General features: G+C 58.5%; 23 protein-coding genes and 1 tRNA gene. 16 read left to right on the top strand and 8 right to left on the bottom strand.

The genetic code is table 11. From position 1 onward, the window contains the following. The first annotated feature begins 53 nt into the window (after positions 1 to 53). From rpoD to ribD, 7 genes are all read left to right on the top strand, one after another. Positions 54 to 2,042, top strand: coding sequence for an RNA polymerase sigma factor RpoD (gene rpoD, locus ACR3E0_RS12675; RefSeq protein ID WP_480479177.1), 1,989 nt, complete (start codon positions 54 to 56; stop codon positions 2,040 to 2,042). A gap of 199 nt (positions 2,043 to 2,241) precedes the next feature. Then, positions 2,242 to 2,679 (top strand): thiol-disulfide oxidoreductase DCC family protein, encoded by a 438-nt coding sequence (locus tag ACR3E0_RS12670; RefSeq protein WP_480479176.1) that lies wholly within the window; start codon positions 2,242 to 2,244, stop codon positions 2,677 to 2,679. Continuing rightward, positions 2,680 to 3,228, top strand: a complete 549-nt coding sequence (locus ACR3E0_RS12665; protein WP_480479175.1) for a DUF4166 domain-containing protein — start codon at positions 2,680 to 2,682, stop codon at positions 3,226 to 3,228. It abuts the gene before it with no gap. 79 nt (positions 3,229 to 3,307) lie between these two features. Further along, the gene (locus tag ACR3E0_RS12660; RefSeq protein WP_480479174.1) at positions 3,308 to 3,712 is read left to right on the top strand and encodes a hypothetical protein; all 405 of its coding nucleotides are present in this window, start codon (positions 3,308 to 3,310) and stop codon (positions 3,710 to 3,712) included. Positions 3,713 to 3,733: 21 nt separating this feature from the next. Beyond that, positions 3,734 to 4,147: a secondary thiamine-phosphate synthase enzyme YjbQ gene (locus ACR3E0_RS12655; RefSeq protein ID WP_480479173.1), complete on the top strand. Its 414-nt coding sequence runs from the start codon at positions 3,734 to 3,736 to the stop codon at positions 4,145 to 4,147. Between the two features lie 119 nt (positions 4,148 to 4,266). Then, complete coding sequence (gene nrdR / locus ACR3E0_RS12650) at positions 4,267 to 4,737, top strand: transcriptional regulator NrdR (RefSeq protein ID WP_480479172.1); 471 nt, start codon at positions 4,267 to 4,269, stop codon at positions 4,735 to 4,737. Further along, the gene (gene ribD / locus ACR3E0_RS12645; RefSeq protein ID WP_480479171.1) at positions 4,734 to 5,834 is read left to right on the top strand and encodes a bifunctional diaminohydroxyphosphoribosylaminopyrimidine deaminase/5-amino-6-(5-phosphoribosylamino)uracil reductase RibD; all 1,101 of its coding nucleotides are present in this window, start codon (positions 4,734 to 4,736) and stop codon (positions 5,832 to 5,834) included. The genes nrdR and ribD overlap by 4 nt, the downstream gene beginning before the upstream one ends. A gap of 8 nt (positions 5,835 to 5,842) precedes the next feature. Here the strand turns inward: ribD and ACR3E0_RS12640 are convergent, their stop codons facing one another. From ACR3E0_RS12640 to ACR3E0_RS12630, 3 genes are all read right to left on the bottom strand, one after another. Continuing rightward, positions 5,843 to 7,843 (bottom strand): capsular polysaccharide biosynthesis protein, encoded by a 2,001-nt coding sequence (locus tag ACR3E0_RS12640; RefSeq protein ID WP_480479170.1) that lies wholly within the window; start codon positions 7,841 to 7,843, stop codon positions 5,843 to 5,845. A gap of 3 nt (positions 7,844 to 7,846) precedes the next feature. Further along, the gene (locus ACR3E0_RS12635; RefSeq protein WP_480479169.1) at positions 7,847 to 8,980 is read right to left on the bottom strand and encodes a polysaccharide biosynthesis/export family protein; all 1,134 of its coding nucleotides are present in this window, start codon (positions 8,978 to 8,980) and stop codon (positions 7,847 to 7,849) included. Positions 8,981 to 9,073: 93 nt separating this feature from the next. Beyond that, on the bottom strand, positions 9,074 to 10,372 hold the full coding sequence (locus tag ACR3E0_RS12630) for a capsule biosynthesis protein (RefSeq protein ID WP_480479168.1): 1,299 nt from the start codon (positions 10,370 to 10,372) through the stop codon (positions 9,074 to 9,076). Positions 10,373 to 10,513: 141 nt separating this feature from the next. On the opposite strand from ACR3E0_RS12630, the gene ACR3E0_RS12625 reads away from it, so the two are divergent. The 6 genes from ACR3E0_RS12625 (at position 10,514) to ACR3E0_RS12600 (ending at position 15,264) form a co-directional block, all read left to right on the top strand. After that, positions 10,514 to 11,101, top strand: a complete 588-nt coding sequence (locus ACR3E0_RS12625; protein ID WP_480479167.1) for a riboflavin synthase — start codon at positions 10,514 to 10,516, stop codon at positions 11,099 to 11,101. Positions 11,102 to 11,220: 119 nt separating this feature from the next. After that, complete coding sequence (gene ribB, locus ACR3E0_RS12620; protein WP_480479166.1) at positions 11,221 to 12,342, top strand: 3,4-dihydroxy-2-butanone-4-phosphate synthase; 1,122 nt, start codon at positions 11,221 to 11,223, stop codon at positions 12,340 to 12,342. Beyond that, on the top strand, positions 12,339 to 12,896 hold the full coding sequence (locus ACR3E0_RS12615) for a 6,7-dimethyl-8-ribityllumazine synthase (RefSeq protein ID WP_480479165.1): 558 nt from the start codon (positions 12,339 to 12,341) through the stop codon (positions 12,894 to 12,896). Before ribB ends, ACR3E0_RS12615 begins: the two co-directional genes overlap by 4 nt. Continuing rightward, complete coding sequence (gene nusB, locus ACR3E0_RS12610; protein WP_480479164.1) at positions 12,893 to 13,375, top strand: transcription antitermination factor NusB; 483 nt, start codon at positions 12,893 to 12,895, stop codon at positions 13,373 to 13,375. Before ACR3E0_RS12615 ends, nusB begins: the two co-directional genes overlap by 4 nt. A gap of 59 nt (positions 13,376 to 13,434) precedes the next feature. Further along, positions 13,435 to 13,731, top strand: coding sequence for a hypothetical protein (locus ACR3E0_RS12605; protein WP_480479163.1), 297 nt, complete (start codon positions 13,435 to 13,437; stop codon positions 13,729 to 13,731). A gap of 147 nt (positions 13,732 to 13,878) precedes the next feature. Then, a complete protein-coding gene (locus tag ACR3E0_RS12600) occupies positions 13,879 to 15,264 on the top strand; it encodes a PIG-L deacetylase family protein (protein ID WP_480479162.1) in 1,386 nt (461 codons plus the stop codon). Positions 15,265 to 15,472: 208 nt separating this feature from the next. Here the strand turns inward: ACR3E0_RS12600 and ACR3E0_RS12595 are convergent, their stop codons facing one another. Both ACR3E0_RS12595 and ACR3E0_RS12590 read right to left on the bottom strand, forming a co-directional pair. Then, positions 15,473 to 15,898 (bottom strand): SRPBCC family protein, encoded by a 426-nt coding sequence (locus tag ACR3E0_RS12595; RefSeq protein WP_480479161.1) that lies wholly within the window; start codon positions 15,896 to 15,898, stop codon positions 15,473 to 15,475. Beyond that, positions 15,895 to 16,215 carry an ArsR/SmtB family transcription factor gene (locus tag ACR3E0_RS12590; RefSeq protein WP_480479160.1) on the bottom strand — a complete coding sequence of 107 codons (321 nt, stop codon included), beginning with the start codon at positions 16,213 to 16,215 and terminating at the stop codon, positions 15,895 to 15,897. The genes ACR3E0_RS12595 and ACR3E0_RS12590 overlap by 4 nt, the downstream gene beginning before the upstream one ends. Positions 16,216 to 16,329: 114 nt before the next feature. On the opposite strand from ACR3E0_RS12590, the gene ACR3E0_RS12585 reads away from it, so the two are divergent. After that, a complete protein-coding gene (locus ACR3E0_RS12585; RefSeq protein WP_480479159.1) occupies positions 16,330 to 16,761 on the top strand; it encodes an MmcB family DNA repair protein in 432 nt (143 codons plus the stop codon). A gap of 5 nt (positions 16,762 to 16,766) precedes the next feature. Here the strand turns inward: ACR3E0_RS12585 and ACR3E0_RS12580 are convergent, their stop codons facing one another. After that, positions 16,767 to 16,955, bottom strand: coding sequence for a DUF6324 family protein (locus ACR3E0_RS12580; protein WP_480479158.1), 189 nt, complete (start codon positions 16,953 to 16,955; stop codon positions 16,767 to 16,769). Between the two features lie 77 nt (positions 16,956 to 17,032). Between ACR3E0_RS12580 and ACR3E0_RS12575 the strand changes: the two genes are divergently transcribed. Together ACR3E0_RS12575 and ACR3E0_RS12570 are read left to right on the top strand one after the other, a co-directional pair. Next, positions 17,033 to 17,515: a GNAT family N-acetyltransferase gene (locus ACR3E0_RS12575; RefSeq protein ID WP_480479157.1), complete on the top strand. Its 483-nt coding sequence runs from the start codon at positions 17,033 to 17,035 to the stop codon at positions 17,513 to 17,515. 47 nt (positions 17,516 to 17,562) lie between these two features. Next, positions 17,563 to 17,639: transfer RNA gene (locus tag ACR3E0_RS12570), tRNA-His, on the top strand. A gap of 48 nt (positions 17,640 to 17,687) precedes the next feature. Here ACR3E0_RS12570 and ACR3E0_RS12565 read toward each other — a convergent pair. Both ACR3E0_RS12565 and ACR3E0_RS12560 read right to left on the bottom strand, forming a co-directional pair. Continuing rightward, the gene (locus ACR3E0_RS12565; protein ID WP_480479156.1) at positions 17,688 to 18,578 is read right to left on the bottom strand and encodes an ABC transporter permease; all 891 of its coding nucleotides are present in this window, start codon (positions 18,576 to 18,578) and stop codon (positions 17,688 to 17,690) included. Next, a complete protein-coding gene (locus ACR3E0_RS12560) occupies positions 18,575 to 19,462 on the bottom strand; it encodes an ABC transporter permease (protein WP_480479155.1) in 888 nt (295 codons plus the stop codon). Before ACR3E0_RS12560 ends, ACR3E0_RS12565 begins: the two co-directional genes overlap by 4 nt. Positions 19,463 to 19,486 lie beyond the last annotated feature (24 nt).

Raw genomic sequence — 19,486 nt, 5'->3', positions numbered from 1 at the left:
TACGCGCTAATGATTCGCCCCTAACGAATCACCCATCCCTGCAGGAGCATTGAATGGCCGCCAAGGATACGAACGAAGACCGCAAATCCGACGAGCAGGAACAGGAAATCTCGCTGGACATGAGCCAGGCCCAGGTCAAGAAGATGATCGCCGAGGCCCGCGAGAAAGGCTACATCACCTACGACCAGCTTAATCAGGTCCTGCCGCCTGACCAAGTCAGCTCGGAGCAGATCGAAGACGTGATGTCGATGCTGTCCGAGATGGGCATCAACATCATCGAAGATGAAGAGGCCGAAGAGGAAGAGAACAAAGGCTCGACCGAACTGGTCACCACGGACAGCAACCGCGAAGTTGCCCTGTCGAGCGGACAAACCGAAAAGCTGGACCGCACCGACGACCCGGTGCGCATGTATCTGCGCGAGATGGGGTCCGTCGAACTGCTGAGCCGCGAGGGCGAGATCGCCATTGCCAAGCGGATCGAGGCTGGCCGGAATACGATGATCCTGGGCCTGTGCGAAAGCCCGCTGACCTTCCAGGCGATCACCATCTGGCATGACGAATTGCTGTCCGAGGATATTCTGCTGCGCGATGTCATCGATCTGGAGACCACGTTCGGGAACCAGATGGGCGAGGACGGCGATGTCGAAGAGCCGGTTGTCGATACGTCGGCGGTACAGGCCGCAAAGCCTGCCAATGACACCGGGCCGGAATTGGACGCCGACGGCAATCCGATTGTCAGCGATGATGATGACGACGAGGACGATCAGGCCAACATGTCCTTGGCCGCGATGGAAGCGGCGCTGAAGGATCAGGTTCTGACCACTCTGGAACGCATCTCGACCGACTTTTCGCAGTTGTCGGAAATGCAGGACAGCCGGATATCGGCAACCCTGAACGAAGACGGCTCGTTCAGCAAAAAGGACGAAGAGACCTATCAGAAGCTGCGGGCTGAAATTGTCGAACTGGTGAACGGTCTGCATCTCCACAACAACCGGATCGAGGCGCTGATCGACCAGCTTTACGGCATCAACCGCCGGATCATGTCGCTGGACAGCGCGATGGTGAAGCTGGCGGATCAGGCCCGCATCAACCGGAGGGAATTCATTGACGCGTATCGTGGTCGCGAGCTGGACCCGAACTGGCTGGCCGAGATGGCGGAAAAGCCGGGCCGGGGCTGGCAGATGTTCATCGAACGCTCGACCGACAAGGTCGAGGAACTGCGCAACGACATGGCTCAGGTCGGTCAGTATGTCGGTCTGGACATCAGCGAATTCCGCCGCATCGTGCAGCAGGTTCAGAAGGGCGAGAAAGAAGCCCGTCAGGCCAAGAAGGAAATGGTCGAGGCCAACCTGCGTCTGGTGATCTCGATTGCCAAGAAATACACGAACCGCGGCCTGCAATTCCTTGATCTTATTCAGGAAGGCAACATCGGCCTGATGAAGGCGGTGGACAAGTTCGAATACCGCCGCGGCTACAAATTCTCGACTTATGCGACCTGGTGGATCAGGCAGGCGATCACGCGGTCTATCGCGGATCAGGCCCGCACGATCCGTATTCCGGTGCATATGATCGAAACGATCAACAAGCTGGTTCGCACGGGTCGTCAGATGCTGCACGAAATCGGCCGTGAGCCGACGCCGGAAGAACTGGCCGAAAAGCTGCAGATGCCGCTTGAGAAGGTGCGCAAGGTGATGAAAATCGCCAAAGAGCCGATCTCACTCGAAACGCCGATTGGCGATGAAGAAGACAGCCAACTGGGCGATTTCATCGAGGACAAGAATGCCGTGCTGCCGCTGGACAGTGCCATTCAGGAGAACCTCAAAGAGACTACAACACGGGTTCTGGCGTCACTCACCCCGCGTGAAGAGCGTGTGCTGCGGATGCGCTTTGGTATCGGGATGAACACCGACCATACGCTGGAAGAGGTCGGTCAGCAGTTCAGCGTGACCCGCGAGCGTATTCGTCAGATCGAGGCGAAAGCGTTGCGCAAGCTGAAACATCCCAGCAGATCGCGCAAGCTGCGATCCTTCCTGGACCAGTAAAGATCAAGGCGCCTCAGATTGAGGCGCCTTTTTTTACAGCCGCAAATAATTTTTGGTGACCTGCGAATGAGATCGCGGCGTCTCTGACATCCGACACTATATGCGCTGCCTCTTTAGCCATGACCCGGTATGTCGCATTGTCGTTTTTCAGCCCGCGTGACACCTTCGCGACAGCATTTTGATAATTTGCGTGAGGATGATGCCGGGTTCTGCAAGCTCCAGCCTGTTCAGAGATCGGTCTTTGATTGTCTTTGACGGCGAATGTGTCCTGTGCTCGGGCTTTTTTCAGTTCATGCTGAAACATGACCGGGACAAACGGTTTCAGTTTGCCACAGCCCAATCCCGTCTGGGTCAACGGCTGTATCGCGAGCTTGGGCTTCCGACAGATGATTTTCTGACCAACCTGGTGATCGTGAACGGCACTGTTTTTCAGCGATTGGATGCGTTTGCTGCTGCGATGCGCAGTCTACCCGGACTGTGGCCGGTGTTGTCGCTCTGCCGTTTCCTTCCCGCGTTCCTCAAAGACCCGCTGTATCGCACAATTGCCAGTAACCGATATGCCATCTTCGGGCGTGCCGACCTGTGTCTTGTGCCTGATGAGACCACGCGGTCACGATTTGCCCCGGAGGGATTTTGAGTGACGCCAGACCCTTTTTTGCAGGCCTTGCCCACCGAGGCCCCCTTGCCCGATCCGGTGAGAGCGCTGCACAGTTTGGAAGGCGTCTACACCGGGCGATGCCGGGTCGAACGCGGCAAAGGGTGGCTGGTTGCAATGGTGCTGTGCATCGCGCGGTTTCCTCCGAGTGGCGAGGATGTGCACGTGCGCCTCACGATTCAACGCACTGGATCGCGCTGGTCATGGGAGCGCAATTTCGGAGGCTACAAAACGCGATCCAAACTGACTTTTGATCGCAAAACCGGATGTGTTCGGGAACAGTTCGGCCCGTTTGCCGTATGGTTGCAGCCGGTCTCAAACAGGCGCGGGTTGGTGATTGAAATCAAACGTCTGAGCGTGTTTGGTATTCCGGTCCCGGCCTTCCTGTTGCCGCGATCCGCGACGGCTGAGTGGATGGACGACCGTGGCCGGTTCCGGTTTGATGTCTCGGCACATGCGCCGGGTCTGGGTGTGTTGATCCGGTATGACGGGTGGCTCACGCCCGATCACGGTGCCTCTGCCCGCGCCTGAAATGATTGTGATGCGATCTGTGCGTGCGATGCCAAAGGTCTAAGATAAGCTGGACAATCAAATAAGGAAGATGTTGACGATGAAACAGATGATGATCACCGCCACACTCGCCGCATTTGCGTTGGGTATTCCTGCCACTGCTGAGGCCGCTCCGAACGGATACCGGACAGAGCCGATTAACAGCACAGATTTTGAAGTCATTCCCAGAGCCGATCAGTTCGTTGACGGGTACTGGTGCGCGGCAGCAGATTTCGCGCGACGCACGCTTGGGGTTGGCTGGCAGCAGCAGATCTATGTGTTGCGCGGCTACGGTCCCAGCGTCACAACCGGTCGCCGGACAGCCGTTCAGTTTTCAATCAAGCAGCCAACAGGTGCAACACCGCAGCAATCCAGTATTATCACATCCAGCTTTGCCCCTGGCTCAAGTATGTCAGTGTCAGCGGCCAATGCCCGGTGCAACTACAGACCGTTTTTCAATAACTGATGGAAAGCTGAGACAGGGTGAATGCAAACTGAGTTCACGATTCAGACCCGAGGGGCAGGGCTGTACGAGTTCACAACTGACGTGAAACTTTGGCTGCATGACGCGGCGGCGGATGGCGTTTTGACACTGTTCGTTCGCCATACATCCTGTTCGCTTTTGATACAGGAGAATGCGGACCCCGAGGTGCAAACCGATCTGCAGGCCTTTTTCGATAGGCTTGTGCCGCCGTCCGATCATCCGTCGATGGCATATCTGCGTCATACCTATGAAGGGCCGGACGATATGCCGGCCCATATCAAGGCTGCGATGATGCCCGTATCTTTGTCGATACCTGTGTCCAAGGGCCGGCCCGTCTTGGGGACATGGCAAGGCGTTTATCTGGTGGAACACCGCAGCGCGCCGCATACACGCCGTGTCGCGGCGCATCTGGGATGACCCTTTATTTAGCGGTGGAAAATTCCGACTACCCAAACCCTAGCGGCTGTCCTATAGTTGTGGATAAGTAAGCCGCAGCGCTTACAAAAGAGGCCGAACTAGGGACGAGGAGACGGCGAATGCGCTGCCCGTTTTGCGGAAATATCGACACTCAGGTCAAGGATTCACGCCCGGCGGAAGATCACGTCGCGATCCGCAGGCGGCGGTTCTGTCCGGCTTGCGGCGGTCGCTTCACCACTTACGAGCGTGTTCAGTTGCGCGACTTGGTCGTCATCAAGAGCAACGGAAAACGGGAAGATTTCGACCGCGACAAGCTGGAACGCTCGATCCGTATTTCGATGCAGAAACGCCCCATAGACCCGGATCGGATCGACCAGATGATTTCGGGCATCGTGCGCCGGCTCGAGAGCATGGGCGAGACCGATATTCCCTCCAATAAGATCGGCGAGATTGTTATGGAAGCTCTGGCGCGGATCGACACCGTGGCCTATGTTCGCTTTGCGAGTGTGTACAAGAATTTCCAGGCGGCCGATGACTTCGAGGAGTTTGTCCACGAGCTGCGCCCGCCGCAGCCTTCGACGGACGAGTGAGCGAAACAGATAAGCGATATATGGCGCTGGCCTTGTCTTTGGGACAGCGCGGACAGGGCATGTGCTGGCCCAACCCCTCGGTGGGCTGTGTCATCGTGCGGGACGGCCGCATCATCGGTCGCGGCTGGACGCAACCGGGTGGCCGCCCTCATGCCGAAACCGAAGCTTTGAAACAGGCCGGACCCGCAGCCCGCGGCGCAACGGCCTATGTGTCACTCGAACCCTGTGCCCATCATGGCAAGACGCCGCCCTGCGCCGAGGCCTTGATTGCCGCAGGTGTTGCGCGCGTGGTCTCTGCCATCGAAGACAGCGACCCGCGTGTGGCCGGACAGGGCTTTGCGATGCTGCGCGAAGCGGGGATCGAGGTGGTGACCGGGGTCCTGGCGGAACGGGCCGCGCGCGATCTGGCCGGGTTCTTTTTGAAAACCGAGCAGGGCCGTCCTTTTGTGACTTTGAAGCTGGCCAGCAGTTTCGATGGCCGGATCGCAACGGCGACCGGGCACAGCCAGTGGATCACCGGTCCCGGCGCGCGTCGGGCCGTTCATGCGATGCGCGCACGTCATGACGCGGTGATGATTGGCGCAGGAACCGCCCGGGCGGATGACCCGTCGCTGACGGTGCGCGATCTGGGAATTGCCCATCAGCCTGTTCGGGTTGTGGTATCGCGCCATATGGATTTGCCCTTGTTGGGACAATTGGCTCGCACAGCGGCTGAGATACCGGTCTGGTTGTGTCATGGCCCATCCCCGGATGCAGAGCGTGCGCGCGCCTGGGAAGGGCTCGGAGCACGGTTGATCCCCTGTGGTCTGCAGGAGCATCACATCGACGCAGTCGACCTGTTGCAACAACTGGGACAGGCGGGTCTGACGCGCGTGTTCTGCGAAGGTGGCGCCGCGTTGGCCGCATCGCTATTGGCCGAGGATCTGGTGGACGAGCTCGTCGGGTTCACAGCGGGTCTGACGATCGGGGCCGAAGGGCTGTCCGCCGTCGGAGCGCTGGGTCTGGAAAATCTGGATGCCGCGCCGCGGTTCGAGCTGATCGAAACTCAGGCGGTTGGGGATGATATCCTGCACCGCTGGCGGCGGACGACGCGCTAAGGCCGGTCTCAGCGCCAAAGATGCGCGTGTGTCGCCAATGCCCCCTGAAACTTTGACAGGATCCGATTTACCGGACCGGATTGTGCGGTCTCGCCACTCGCCAATCGCTCCACCGCCACTTCGACGGGGCAGGGCAGTCCGGTGACTGGATCAATGTACCGCGGGTAGTCAATCAAGGATGCATGAACCAGCCCCGCCAACGATGGCCGGGCCCCGCGCCGCGCCGGAACCGTGCCGAGATCCGTTGTCAGCCCCCATCCGGCGTAGAAGGGCGCGCCCAGCGTGGTGACTTTGACATCCCGCAACAGGGCCTCGAATCCCAGCAGCGAGGTCATGGTCCACACTTCGTTTACCTGTGGCAGCAGATCGGCGGGATTCGTACCGGTGACAACAACATCGGCCATCTCTTCGGCTTCGATCCGGCCTTCGCGCAGGCCTGCCTCGACATCGGGATGAGGTTTATAGATGACAACGGCATCCGGGTTTGCCGCGCGCACAGCGCGCAGCAGGTCAAGGTTCGTGCGAACAGTAGTGGTGCCCAACAGGATTGAGGCGTCGTCTTCGACTTGACCCGGCACCAGAATGCGATACCCGTCGGGGAGGGGCGGGCAGGTCTGCCCGGTGTTGTACTTGCTCACACCTTCCGTCAGGAGTTTGGTGATCAGGCGTTCAGCACGCAGGGCCTGATCGGGACGCAAGGTCTCGCGCAGTCTGATCAGCTCTTCCAACCGGCTGGGCTGTGTCGGATCGTAGTAAATGCCCAGATCATCCGTGACGAGCGACAAGGGAGGCACGAGGTTGGCCCCCAACCCGCGCGAGCGCAGGAAACCGTCTTCGACCCGAACAGCGTTGCTTGTATCGCGCGCCTGGCTGGCCCACACCATATGCGGTCTGCTTGGGTCAGAAGGCGGCGTTGTGGTGAACTCAACCTTTCGATGCTGACCAAACATCTGCTGCAGGTGCTTGCGTTTCCAAAGGCGCATACCGGACGCGGTCCACCCGTTGCGATCCTGACGCCATGCGCATGTCTGCGCCTCTAGCGTGTCCATGACCGTTTCCAGATCACACAGCTGATCCCGATACGGGTCGTACCAGGTCGGATAGAGGATCATTGCGGCTGCAAATAATTGTGCCCGGGTCAGGCTGCGTTGCCGGCGCGGGACAGGCTGTTCATCCTGTGTCAGCCCCCAGCCAGCATAAAACGGTTGACCAAAGACGCGGGGTTTGTGTCCGGCCAATATCGCCTCGAACCCCAGTTGCGACGACAGCGTGTAGACTGCGATTGCCCCGTCCAGCAGTGGCCATGGGCTGATCGGGTGCTGCAAAATCGCCACCCTGTCCGACACATCCCGATCCGAGAAATACCCCATGCGATGACCGGCCAGTGTTTCCGGGTGGGTCTTAATCAGCACCCGCGCACCGGGGTTTTCCTCTTGTGCGATGACCAGCATCTCGCGGAAACGCGCAGGGTCTCCCGCGCTGGCCGTCACAGCGGCATCGCCCTGTGTCTGGTCGACCACAAGAACGTAACCGGGGTCTGGTGGCGCAATATCCAGATCAATGGCCGCGTATTTGCTCAGATGCAGGTCTTTCAGCCGTTCGATTGCGCTGCGCGCCCGGTTCAAGAGCGCAGTGTCATCCAGAGGGTGTGTGGACAGCAGGTGTTCCAGATCCGATGGCGTTTCCGGGTCGAAATGCAATCCGGACCGATCCAGCAGCAGGCCGAGGGGTCCCTCGCCACTGCGCCCGGGATGCAATGATCTCAGAAGGGCGTCCTCGACGCGAAGGACGGGAGACTTTCGTTTGTCCGCGATACGCCATCCGCGATGAGATGTGGGGCTGTTGCCCCAGACGCCGACGTAATCGCCCGTCTGGGGAAGACCCAACCGCATGTCATACCCGACCAGCGACAGGATGCGGCGAATGCGGCGGCTGGTCAGGAAACCGCCGTTGTAAACGAACAGCCGGGCACGCTCAGATTTGGCCACGGTGTCCGGGCCATGAGCCACGGATCAGTTTCCGGTCAGTGTGGTAACATTTGCAAGCGGTGTCAGCCCACCTGCGATGAGTGAGATCGATTTGCTCCACTGCGCATAGGGTGCTTCGGTCACATAAATCGTGTCATCGTCGCGGATGACGAAATCACGCGCGATGAACAGGCCGTTGGGGGCGGTCAGGTTCAGCAGGTAGATCATCCGCTGGTCCCCTTGCAGGTCCGCGCGGCCCATGACGTTGCGAGCAACATCCTGACGTTCCTCGCGCAGGATAAACACGCCTGTCGGGTCTGACGACAGTGTCAGAAGGCCGCCCACCTGCGCCAATGCTTCCAGCGCGGTCAGGTCCTGGCTGTCAAAGGCCACACGCGACTGACCCCCGGTGGCACCCAGCGCAATGTATGAGCGGCTGTCTTCTTCCACGAGAATCCGGTCACCCCCGCGCAGCGCGACGTCCAGTTTGGGGTTTCGGAACAGATCCTCGTACCAGACGGTCCCTCTCTGATCCCCGCGGATCAGCGTCACCAGCGCGATGTCCGAGGCGACGGAAACACCGCCGGCCTGAGACAGCATGCCCAGCAGGGTGCGGGTGGGCCGTTCGATCGGATAGATGCCGGGCGCCCCGATGGTGCCGGTCAGCGACACGGTCGATCCGTCGCCGGCGACACGGCGTACTTCGACCTGAGGATCCGGCGTCTGTTCCTGCAATCTGTTGGTGATCAGGATACGCAGTTGCTCGGGTGTATTGCCGGCGGCCCGCAAGCGCCCGGCATAGGGCACAAAGATAAACCCTTCGCTGTCGACCTGAACCTGTTCCAGCACGGTGGCCACTCCGGTTTCGCCGGACAGCAGGCCATCATCGACGTTTTCCCAGATTGTCAGCCCCAGAACGTCGCCCGGACGTACGGTATCGGCTGTCAGACTCTGCGCGCTGCTGAAGGAGGACGAAAAGCCAAACTGCGGAACGGCAGAGGTCGCTTTTGCCACGCGGTCATCAACCTCGACAACAAAGGCGTTGCCGCCGTTTTCGACCGATCCCGCCAGAATTTCGGTCTTGTTCGGGCCGGATTTCGGAAGCTGGCACGCGGCAAGCACGCCAATTGCGGCCACAAGGGAAACCCCCCGTATCCATCGGATTGGAAAGCACTGCACTGCCGAGTATCCTCAATCGTCGTTGTTTTTGGTATTCTGTTTGGCGCAGGCTATCCGTTTTGAGGCCTGTATTCCAGCAACGGTTGCAGTTGCTTACTTAACGATTTTCAACTGTGGCGTCTGCGCCTCGTTGCCTTTCAGGACAAATTGATAGGGGTTTTTGTCCTTCAGCATCATGTCTGCAGCGCGTCGCAGCAATTGGCGGCGGCCACGGCGCGAATAGAATCCACCCGGCACCTGGCTGGTTTCCAGCAGGAAACGGCGATAGTGGCGATAAGCCTCGCTGTTGGGCGGGGTCGGATCCGCAAAAAACGCCTCGATCGGCTGTTGCGAGACAAATTCGGGCTTGTCATAGACGGACCGGCCAAAGATGCGCAGGGGAATTCCGCGCCACAAGACCTGCTGACCCGCCGTTGAGTTGATTGTGACGGCCGAGCTTGCTTCGTCCAGCAACCTGGCCAGTTTGCCACCCGGCACATAGTGGACCCGGTCCTGAATACCATGTTCCCGCGACAACTGACGCGCCCTGCGGCGCAAGGGCTCACGATGGTTTTCCAGCGGGTGTTCCTTGATGACCAGCCGGTGATGGGGCGCCGCACCCCTGGCAAATCCCGCGATCACCTGCTCCAGAAATTCGCACATCCCGGAATACTCGGAATGGGACTGCACCGAACTGTCATGACCCAGTTGCAACAGCACAAGGTGGTATGGGAAACCCCCTTTACGAACCCGCGCATTTGCCCAGCCGCGTTGAATGCGATGCAATGGCATCAGGGCCAGCCGTTTGAAATACAAAAAGAATTCTCGCGAAACCGGCAGTTCCCGATGCCGGCGGAAGTTTCGATAGCGGCCATTCAGGAACAGAACAAACCAATGATACAGCGCGCCGTAGAATATATGTTGCCGCATATCTCCCCAATGGGATGGCGGCGGGGGTGTTTGCGTGTCCGACTGTGCTAGCGCGCGCTGCATCTGATCGACATCCGTCGACATCAGGCGCGAATGGCCATTCGAACCGTCCCGTTCGTAGGTGACCCACCAGGGTCGCAGATACCCTTCTTCGAACACATGAACGGTCACGCCCCGTGACCTTGCGATTTCAACGGCGCGGGCGTGAATCGGGCGTGTGTCGCCGTACAGGACAATATCGGTCACGCCGCGCCCGACAATCAGGTCGATGAGCGCCCCCGGCCAGTCTTCGGGTGTGCCATAAAACGGGATGTAGGACGCCTTGTCGAACCAAAACGCCTTGTCGCCGGCATTGAACCCCACGCGCCAGACCTGGGCACCAGACGCGCGCAACATGCGTCCTAGCGCGTTGAAGAACGGCCCATGTGGCCCCTGTAAGAACAGGAAAACCTTTGTGCTCGAATTCGTTGGCGATTGCTGCATCTCACCTGCTTTAGTTGTGTTTTTTGTCAAAACTATGCCGGTTTGGTCCATTCCGGGCAAGGTGGGGCTTGCCCGGACCGCCACTTGGGCTTACCTCGGCGTGAATTGTATCGCACAGCCTAGGAATTAAGGGTTAACGGAATGTTTACAGGGATTGTCACCGACATCGGTACCGTCACCGAGCTGGAGCAACGGGGGGATCTGCGGGCACGGATTGCGACCGCGTATAACACCGAAACCATCGACATTGGTGCCTCAATCGCCAGCGACGGCGTGTGCCTGACCGTGATCGCGCTGGGTGACGACTGGTATGATGTAGAGATCAGCGCCGAGACGGTCTCGAAAACCAATCTGGACACCTGGCAGGTGGGCAGCCGGGTCAATCTGGAGCGTGCGCTGAAAGTCGGGGATGAACTGGGCGGCCATATCGTCTCGGGTCACGTGGACGGTGTGGCCGAGGTCGTGGCCGTTCAGGACGAAGGCGACAGCACCCGCGTTACATTGCGCGCTCCAAAAGACCTTGCGCGGTTCATTGCACCGAAAGGATCGGTTGCGCTGAATGGTACGTCGCTGACGGTCAATGACGTGGACGGCTGTGACTTTGGGATCAATTTCATCCCGCACACCAAAGAGGTCACAACGTGGGGCGACGTGAAAACCGGCGACCGTGTCAACCTTGAGATCGACACACTGGCCCGTTATGTCGCGCGCCTCGCCGAGATGTCCTGACGGCCCCGGAACCTGCGGCAACGCCGCGTCGCAACCCTCGGGTGCGGTTTGCGGTCTGGTCTTTGGGCACAGGTTGGTCTATCCCGCGCTGCAGAAATGCTCTTGTGAAAGGCTGCCTCATGAGCTTTGAAACACCCGGACCCGTCGAGGCGCAACTGCGCGAAGCGATCAGCCCGATTGAGGAGATCATCGACGAGGCACGTCACGGCAGGATGTATATCCTTGTTGACCATGAAGATCGCGAGAACGAAGGCGATCTGGTGATAGCGGCTGAATTTGCCGATGCCGAAGCGATCAATTTCATGGCCACCCATGGGCGTGGACTGATCTGCCTGCCGATGACGGCCGAGCGGATCGACCGTCTGGGTTTGCCCATGATGGCGGTGAACAACTCGTCCCGTCACGAGACGGCGTTCACGGTTTCGATCGAAGCGCGCGAGGGCGTGTCGACCGGCATCTCTGCGGGTGACCGGGCCCTGACCGTCGCAACGGCTATCAACGAACAGAACACCATGGCGCATATCGCGACGCCCGGCCATATTTTCCCGCTGCGGGCCAAGCGGGGCGGGGTGCTGGTGCGTGCGGGTCATACCGAGGCCGCCGTGGATATCTCGCGGCTGGCGGGGCTGAACCCCTCGGGCGTGATCTGCGAGATCATGAAACCCGATGGCACCATGGCGCGTCTGCCGGATCTGGTTGCCTTTGCCCGAGAGCATGGCATGAAGATCGGCACGATCAGCGACCTGATCGCGTACCGGTCGCGCAACGACAATCTGGTTGTCGAGACATCGCGCGAAACCGTTACCTCGGAATATGGTGGCGCGTGGGAGATGCGGATTTTCACCGACCAGACGCATGGCATCGAGCATGTCGTCATGATCAAGGGCGATATCACCACTCCCGAGCCGGTTCTGACCCGGACCCATGCGCTGCACGAAGCGCCCGATATCCTGGGCCTTGGCCCGAAATCACCGCAGGAACTGCCCCGCGCCATGGAGAAGATCGCGGCCGAGGGTCGCGGCGTCGTCTGCCTGTTCCGCCAGCCGCGCAACTCGCTCTACGCATTGGAAGATGAGGGACCGCGCACCATCAAGCAAACCGGTCTTGGGGCGCAGATGCTGTCCAAGATGGGCATCCAGGAACTGATCCTGCTGACGGATTCGCCGGAAACAAAATATCTGGGTCTGGACGCCTTTGGCCTGTCCATCGTTGGAACCCGTTCCATTCTCAAGGAGGGATGATCGTGGCTGAACAAGACAAACATGGTGTCCTGCCGACGCCGGCCTTTGACAAGCCGGTGAAGCTTCTGATCGTAGCGGCGCCATTTTACCGTGCAATTGCCGATGACTTGATCTCTGGCGCCACGGCAGAGATCGAAGCTGCGGGTGGCACCTGTGAGGTTGTCGAGGTTCCGGGCGCGCTGGAGATCCCCACAGCGATCGCCATGGCTGACCGACAGTGCAATTTCGACGGTTACGTGGCGCTGGGATGTGTGATCCGGGGTGAGACAACCCACTATGAGACGGTGTGCAACGACTCGAGCCGCGCCATCCAGTTGATGGGTCTGCAAGGTCTGTGCATCGGCAATGGCATCCTGACCGTCGAGAACGACGATCAGGCCGAGGTGCGCGCCAACCCCAAAAAGATGAACAAGGGCGGCGGTGCGGCTGCTGCGGCCTTGCATCTGATCGCACTCAGCCGTAAGTGGGGCTCTTCGCAAAAGGGCGTAGGTTTCAAGCCGCCGTCCGAGTCCATCCTAGTGGCGGGCGACAGCAACGGACCCACGACCGCATGACCCAGACCGACGCGCCGAAACCGGCCAACCAGAAACGCCTGATGAAATCCGCCGCCCGGCTCTATGCCGTGCAGGCTCTGTTCCAGATGGAGCAGTCCGACCAGACGACGGATCAGGTTGTCGCAGAGTTTCTGGATCACCGGTTTGGTGCCGTCTACGAGGGGGATGAGATGCTGGATGGGGACATTCCGGTGTTTCGAAAACTGGTCGAGGATGCCGTGAATTATCAGGCCCCCATCGACCAGATGACCGATCGGGCGCTGGTCGCCAAATGGCCGATCGCACGTATCGACCCGACCCTGCGCGCCGTGTTTCGCGCTGCCGGTGCGGAACTGACCCAGAGCCAGACGCCGCCTAAAGTGGTTATCACCGAATTTGTGGATGTGGCGCGGGCCTTTTTCCCCGAAGGAAAAGAACCCAAATTCGTCAACGCGGTTCTCGATCACATGGCGCGCGAGGCCAAACCCGAGGCGTTCTGACACGTTTACCGGGACCAGATATGCGCTAAGGTGAATATCATAGCGCAAGGAGGTCTGCGATGCCCAAACTGATCCGCCTATACATCACTCAGGTTGCTTGGGGATTTGTGATCTCGGCAGTCTTCGTCGGGATATTGTTGGCGTTCAACGTCGCCAATCTGCGCCATCTGATAATGGGCTCTGAAATTGGCCTGATCGCGTTGGTCATGATCTGGTTCATGAACGGCATTGTATTTGCGGGCGTACAGTTCGCCTATGCGATCATGAGCATGGCGGAAAAGCCGCAAGGCCCGCGTCGCGGGACATCTGTGATCTCGCGACTTGAGCCAGTACCAGTCAAGGCAGACAAAACCTGAGTTTCCGCCAAATCACGGCGGTTGTTGAGGTAATTCGATCCAAATTGAGCGCGGCGTTGGCGTGGCCGCTGCCAGCCACTTGAAAAATCAATGTTATTGACATCAGATGGCTGACAATCCGTATTTTGGACCCGAAAGCGCACGCCATTGAATACACCCTCATACGAAGATGTCGTTACCTCTCAGGCCTTTGGCGAGCATCTAGGTCAGCTCAATCAAGCCATTGCGGATTGTTTGAAACAGGCAGGCGAACCCGTCGCAATAAACGGAAACGTGTGTTACGGCCACAAGCAGCAAGACTTTCATTTAGGCGAGATGGAACCTGCGCTTGAGCCAAAAAGGCGGGCGCTGCACCAGATTTCACAGAAAGCATCGTGTTTTACCGAAGTCGGTGTCGCCGGTGGGCACGCTGCGCTGCTTGCCCTGCACTCCAACCCGTCTCTAAAGTTCATCGGAATCGATCTTGGCCAAAGATTGCGACCATTTTGGCCGCCTGTGGATGTCTATGTTCCAGTTGTGTTCAAATGGTTGTCGGACAAATTTCCCGGTCGTGTAAAGCTGTATCAGGCGGATGCACTAGATGGACTAAAAAGAGCCGTGACAGAATGCCCGTTCGGTCCGATAGACTTGCTTCACCTCGACGCGATGAAAGACAACAGGATCACTGAACTGGAAACGGCATGGCCCGGGCTGGCAGGGCGTTGTTACTTGCTGCAAGGGGATACCAAGAACGGTCAGGTAAGCGCCAGCACAGAGCAGTTGGTCGCGGACGGGCGTGCTCGACCGATTACGGCTTCTAGATTCCCACCTATTGGCCGCGCGAATTTTGATTTGTTGGAAACAGGCCCAGAGGTTCTAGCCGGGAAGGTAAGCCTAGATAGCCTGAAAGATGATCGGATTCTGCTTTGTGTCTGTCATCAGGATGATGAAACACTTTTTTCTGGATCTACTTTGTCCCACTTGAAAAGCAATGCGGATGTGAGCATCGCAAGCTTCTTTCGGCCAGCCAAGAACCGGCGAGATACCGAAACGCGAGAGGCAGCGATGCAGCGCGTGTGCGACTCGCTTGGAGCGCAAAGAATCCAATTTCCTTTTGCCGTCGAGCGCGACCACCGAAGACTGCGACGCTTCATTCAAATGCCATCCGATCCGCGGCAAGCCTTTCCGGAACTTTTACGCCCGCTGCATCGTCACCCTTTGTTCAACCTATTGAGCGGGTCCGCCTTTGCATTGATGGAGCAACTTCAACCAGCGACGATAGTCACGCACAACCGCGTTGGAGAATATGGCCACATAGAGCATGTCTTGCTGCACCATGCGGTGTTGCAAGCAGCTCGGAGATATCAGGCGGGACGGCTGCTGAACTTTGGAGTTGGGTTGACAGAGGTTGATTTAATCGTGCCATCTCTGCCGGAAGAAAAAGGCCAACTCTTCAACGAATACCTGCCTTATTGGGACGGTAGGAAGAAGTATGATTTTGCTTTGGCTGATGAGAGCTTTGTGATCTTGGACACCTCAGTCGAACAAAGCTGAGGTGAAAGTGTGGCGGGACCGCCAGTCATCCGTGCGGTTTGATTCCCGAGGACCTGTATGTACAGGTGGGCGCCGGGTAATCAGGCCAGGACCTGAACAGAGCCAGCCCCCTCGGAATTGCTTAAGGCCACCAGAATGCTACCTGTCACAAGAAGGGCAGAACCCGCCAAGCGCTTAGTTAGGGCGTCTGACGGGTTCGCACAAGGGGTCAGGCATTAACAGTTTCGTGCAGCGCGATGCGCATCTTGCCGAAATGCTCATCCCAACCATTGTCGAGCGACAGGATCAGGCCAAAGGCTTCTGCGCCTTGGGGCAGGCCTTCATGCTGCAGGCCGAGGCGTGTGCCGCCTGCAACCGGTTCAAGGGTCCATTTGACGACGCTGACAGCCTGTCCCATCGGTTTGACGGTGAACGTGTACTCCAGATATTCAGGTGGTCGCGCGACCCGCACGTCCCCCCAAATCAGCAGATCGCCACTGGTTGTCCCGAACATCTCCAGCTTTTCACCTTCGGCCAGGGGACGCTCTGGTTTGTGGAACCACTCCGCCAGCCGTTCGGGTTCCGTCAGATAGGCCCAAACGGTGTCAGGCGTGGCCCGCAGAAAGATCGTCTTTTGCAAAACGGCATTCGTCATTTCTTATTCCTTTCAATGTCTTCTTTCAGAGAATTAAGGCGTTCGTCCCAGAATTGATCGAAATAGCTGAGCCAGTCGAGCACAGGGGCCATGCCCTTGGGTTCCAGTCGGTTGATGCGCTCGCGGCCACGGGCCTCGACTGTGATCAGGCCGCCGTCCGACAGCACCGTCAGATGCTTTTTGACGGCGGCGCGGGTCATGTCGAACCGGTCCGTCAATTGCCCGATTGTCATGTCCTCGCCCGCGAGCATCTGCACGATGTCGCGGCGGGTGGGGTCGGCAAGGGCGCGAAACGCGTTTTGGGTTCGTGTGTTCATTGGTAACCTCAGATGTGATACCATTTGGTGTCACATTAATAAGATACCATAAGGTATCATGTCAAGCGGGTGGACACGCTTTACTTTTGTTCATGAATTGTTCACATTCGACGCATGACCCTGGATCTACAGCCCGGACAGAAACTGGCGCGTGGTGTATCGCGCCATCTCACCGCGCATGGCTTTGTCTCTGTTGAAGAATTTGTGCCGACCCGCGGGTTGAGGGTGGATGTCATGGGGCTGGGCCCGAAAGGTGAGCTGTGGGTGATTGAGTGCAAATCGAGCCGCGCTGATTACCAGTCGGATTCGAAGTGGCACGGTTATCTGGAGTGGTGCGACCGGTTCTTCTGGGCGGTGGATACGGACTTCCCAACCGATCTGCTGCCCGATGAAACAGGGCTGATCATCGCGGATGCCTATGATGCCGAAATCATACGGATGGCGCCAGAGGACAAGATCGCCCCGGCCCGGCGCAAAAAAATGGTTCAGAAATTCGCGATGGACGCGGCACGCAGGTTGCAGACGTTAAGAGATCCCAGACTTTAAAGAGATCAGTCGCGCAGGGCGCGAGCGGCCTGTGCGGCTGCACGAAGTTCATCTGCGATTTCTTCGGCCTCTTCGGGATCGAAATCCATCGGAACTTCGACGTTGTCCGCTTCGACAAAAAGCCGAACCATGCCCTGATCCGTCGGCCCGATCTGCAGGTTTGCCTGAATGTCGCGTTCGGTGTTGATGCCCATAGGTGCCTCCGGGACTGAGCGTTCGTGCTAGCGCGCGCGGGGTTGAGAATCAAGTCACCTTTGCGGTCAGATAGGGTATGGAAGATGTTGTTCTGAGACCGTTTCACCCCGATGATGCGCCCTGGCTGGTCGAACAGCACGGGACTCTGTACGCCAAAGACGAGGGGTTCGACAGCAGTTTTGGGGCCCTTGTGGCCCAGATTCTTGAGGATTTCACCGCCAATCACGATCCGGCGCGGGAACGCGGCTGGATTGCCGAACGGGCAGGGCAACGGCTGGGCAGCATTTTTTGTGTCTCGCTCAATGACGATACAGCCAAGCTGAGACTGTTTCTGCTGGTGCCGGAGGCGCGCGGTCTGGGTCTGGGAAAACGACTGCTGGCCGCCTGCACCGAGTTCGCCCGAACGTCCGGGTATCGGCAGATAGCCCTGTGGACCCATGAAAGCCACAGGGCGGCCTGTGCCCTTTACAGGGCAAACGGATGGCAGCTGACAGACAGCAAACCGGTGCATTCTTTTGGCGTCGATCTTGTCGAACAAAGCTGGGAAATTCAGCTTTAATCCCCTTGCATTCCCGGGGCGCGTTCGCTACATCGCCCTTCACGAGTGCCGCCTTAGCTCAGTTGGTTAGAGCGCTGGATTGTGGATCCAGAGGTCCCCTGTTCAAGCCAGGGAGGCGGTACCATTTCCCGGACGATCACGTGACGACGCGAGCTCAGACACGGACCGGTTATCACCGGGCCAGATTGAGCCTGAACCGCATTTTGGCGCGATTGGCGGTTGGCAAATGCCGGTTCAGCCGTTTGTTCACGACGCCAAAGACCCAGACGATCATCAGCGTCAACAGGATGAAGTAAAAGGCCAGGATTGGGTAGGGCACAAACGGGTTGAACGTCTTGTCCGCGAAGTAGCTTGCGTAATACAGCGCATCGCCGCGTTGCTGCCAGGCCGGGAAGGCGGAAAAGAACACCAGCGTTGTGGCGTGGAACAGAAAGATCGCTTCGTTTGTATAAGCCGGCCAGGCCAGGCGCAGCATTGTGGGCCAGACGACCCGGCGGAACCGGGACCAGCCGGACATGCCATAGGCGTCGGCGGCTTCGATGTCGCCCTTGGGAATGGAACGCAGCGCGCCATAGAAGATCTCGCCCGAATAGGCGGCGGTGTTCAGGAACAACACGATCAGCGCGCCGAGCCACGCTGACGTGAACGCGTCGAACATCGGGTAGGATTTCTTCAGCGATAGGAAGAAGAAATAGGCAAAGAAAAACTGAATGAACAGCGGCGATCCCCGGAAGATAAAGATGAACCATTCCGAGGGTTTGCGCAGCCACTTGTTGGCGGACGCCTTGCCAACAGCGAGTGCGGTTGCAAAGAAAAAACCGGTCGCCAGCGCCATCAACCCGAAATACACGTTCCAGATCATCCCCGACCCGATCAGGGTGAATTGTTCGCATAGGGTGAAATCGGACCGCGGCAGCAGACGTTCGGCATCTATGAAGATTTCCTTGTCGGCAAAGTACTCCGATATCCACTTAGGTGCTCGCTCGGGCACATAGTCTGCTAGCTCGATTTTGGTCGCAATCGAGCGGAACGCATAATCCTGAATGGTTTGCCAACAGCTCATGCCGTGGTCTCCTTGCGGAGAAGCTCACCGCCGGATGTGGCCTGACCATGGGACAGGCGGCGCATCAGGCGTTCCAGACCAATTTCAGAGACACGGGTCATGCCGAGATAGAAGGCCAGCAAAAACAGGAAGTACCACATGCGCCAGTCGCCATGCGGATAGTCGGTAAAGCGGGATGTTTTGGTACCGCCCAGTTCGCGCGCCCAGTAAACAATGTCTTCGACGCCGAGCAGGAACAGCAGAGGCGTGGCCTTGATCAGCACCATCCACAGGTTTGAAAGGCCGGGCAGGGCGTAGACCCACATCTGCGGCACGAGGATGCGCCAGAAGGTCTGTCGGCGCGTCATGCCATAGGCTTCGGCTGTTTCCAACTGTGCGTAAGGCACCGCGCGCATGCCACCGAACAGCACGTTTGCGGCAAAAGCACCAAAAACAATGGCGAAAGTGATCACTGCCAGGAAGAACCCGTAGGTTTCATGCACCCATTCCGGTGCGGTCCCCAGTGGCAGCTTGGCAGCCTGGCAAACCAGGAAATCATTGCCCTGACGGATCGGATCGGTCCAGTCGGAGCAGAGCACTTTGTGGCGGATCCACTCAAACCCCTGATCCAGTGCGATGACAAAAAACAGGAAAAAGGCGATGTCCGGAACGCCGCGGACGATGGCGATATAGGCCTTTCCCAGCCAACTGAGGGGCAAGAAATGCGACCGGGCCGCCATGGCGCCGGCAAACCCAAAGCTGAGCGCGACGGGCGCAGTCACGGCCAGCAGCGCCAATACTTTCACGAAGGACAGGTAGAACGACCAATGGACGCCGTTGGTCAGGTAGCACGAAAACCAGCGGAACGTGCCCAGCGTGTCGGGATCAGTGCAAAAGGAGAACATATGGCGTTTTTCGAACGTCGCTCC

Source organism: Ruegeria sp. AJ12 (assembly GCF_056536245.1).
The sequence above is the reverse complement of the archived record's forward strand: the minus strand, read 5'-3'. Positions and strand labels throughout refer to the sequence as shown.

What these genes read in the sequence shown, in the direction of transcription:
- rpoD (WP_480479177.1), top strand. Translation starts at nt 54, where the DNA reads ATGGCCGCCAAGGATACGAACGAAGACCGCAAATCCGACGAGCAGGAA.
- ACR3E0_RS12670 (WP_480479176.1), top strand. Translation starts at nt 2,242, where the DNA reads ATGCCGGGTTCTGCAAGCTCCAGCCTGTTCAGAGATCGGTCTTTGATT.
- ACR3E0_RS12660 (WP_480479174.1), top strand. Translation starts at nt 3,308, where the DNA reads ATGAAACAGATGATGATCACCGCCACACTCGCCGCATTTGCGTTGGGT.
- ACR3E0_RS12655 (WP_480479173.1), top strand. Translation starts at nt 3,734, where the DNA reads ATGCAAACTGAGTTCACGATTCAGACCCGAGGGGCAGGGCTGTACGAG.
- nrdR (WP_480479172.1), top strand. Translation starts at nt 4,267, where the DNA reads ATGCGCTGCCCGTTTTGCGGAAATATCGACACTCAGGTCAAGGATTCA.
- ACR3E0_RS12630 (WP_480479168.1), bottom strand. Translation starts at nt 10,372, where the DNA reads ATGCAGCAATCGCCAACGAATTCGAGCACAAAGGTTTTCCTGTTCTTA.
- ACR3E0_RS12625 (WP_480479167.1), top strand. Translation starts at nt 10,514, where the DNA reads ATGTTTACAGGGATTGTCACCGACATCGGTACCGTCACCGAGCTGGAG.
- ribB (WP_480479166.1), top strand. Translation starts at nt 11,221, where the DNA reads ATGAGCTTTGAAACACCCGGACCCGTCGAGGCGCAACTGCGCGAAGCG.
- ACR3E0_RS12615 (WP_480479165.1), top strand. Translation starts at nt 12,339, where the DNA reads ATGATCGTGGCTGAACAAGACAAACATGGTGTCCTGCCGACGCCGGCC.
- nusB (WP_480479164.1), top strand. Translation starts at nt 12,893, where the DNA reads ATGACCCAGACCGACGCGCCGAAACCGGCCAACCAGAAACGCCTGATG.
- ACR3E0_RS12605 (WP_480479163.1), top strand. Translation starts at nt 13,435, where the DNA reads ATGCCCAAACTGATCCGCCTATACATCACTCAGGTTGCTTGGGGATTT.
- ACR3E0_RS12595 (WP_480479161.1), bottom strand. Translation starts at nt 15,898, where the DNA reads ATGACGAATGCCGTTTTGCAAAAGACGATCTTTCTGCGGGCCACGCCT.
- ACR3E0_RS12590 (WP_480479160.1), bottom strand. Translation starts at nt 16,215, where the DNA reads ATGAACACACGAACCCAAAACGCGTTTCGCGCCCTTGCCGACCCCACC.
- ACR3E0_RS12585 (WP_480479159.1), top strand. Translation starts at nt 16,330, where the DNA reads ATGACCCTGGATCTACAGCCCGGACAGAAACTGGCGCGTGGTGTATCG.
- ACR3E0_RS12580 (WP_480479158.1), bottom strand. Translation starts at nt 16,955, where the DNA reads ATGGGCATCAACACCGAACGCGACATTCAGGCAAACCTGCAGATCGGG.
- ACR3E0_RS12575 (WP_480479157.1), top strand. Translation starts at nt 17,033, where the DNA reads ATGGAAGATGTTGTTCTGAGACCGTTTCACCCCGATGATGCGCCCTGG.
- ACR3E0_RS12565 (WP_480479156.1), bottom strand. Translation starts at nt 18,578, where the DNA reads ATGAGCTGTTGGCAAACCATTCAGGATTATGCGTTCCGCTCGATTGCG.
- ACR3E0_RS12560 (WP_480479155.1), bottom strand. Translation starts at nt 19,462, where the DNA reads ATGTTCTCCTTTTGCACTGATCCCGACACGCTGGGCACGTTCCGCTGG.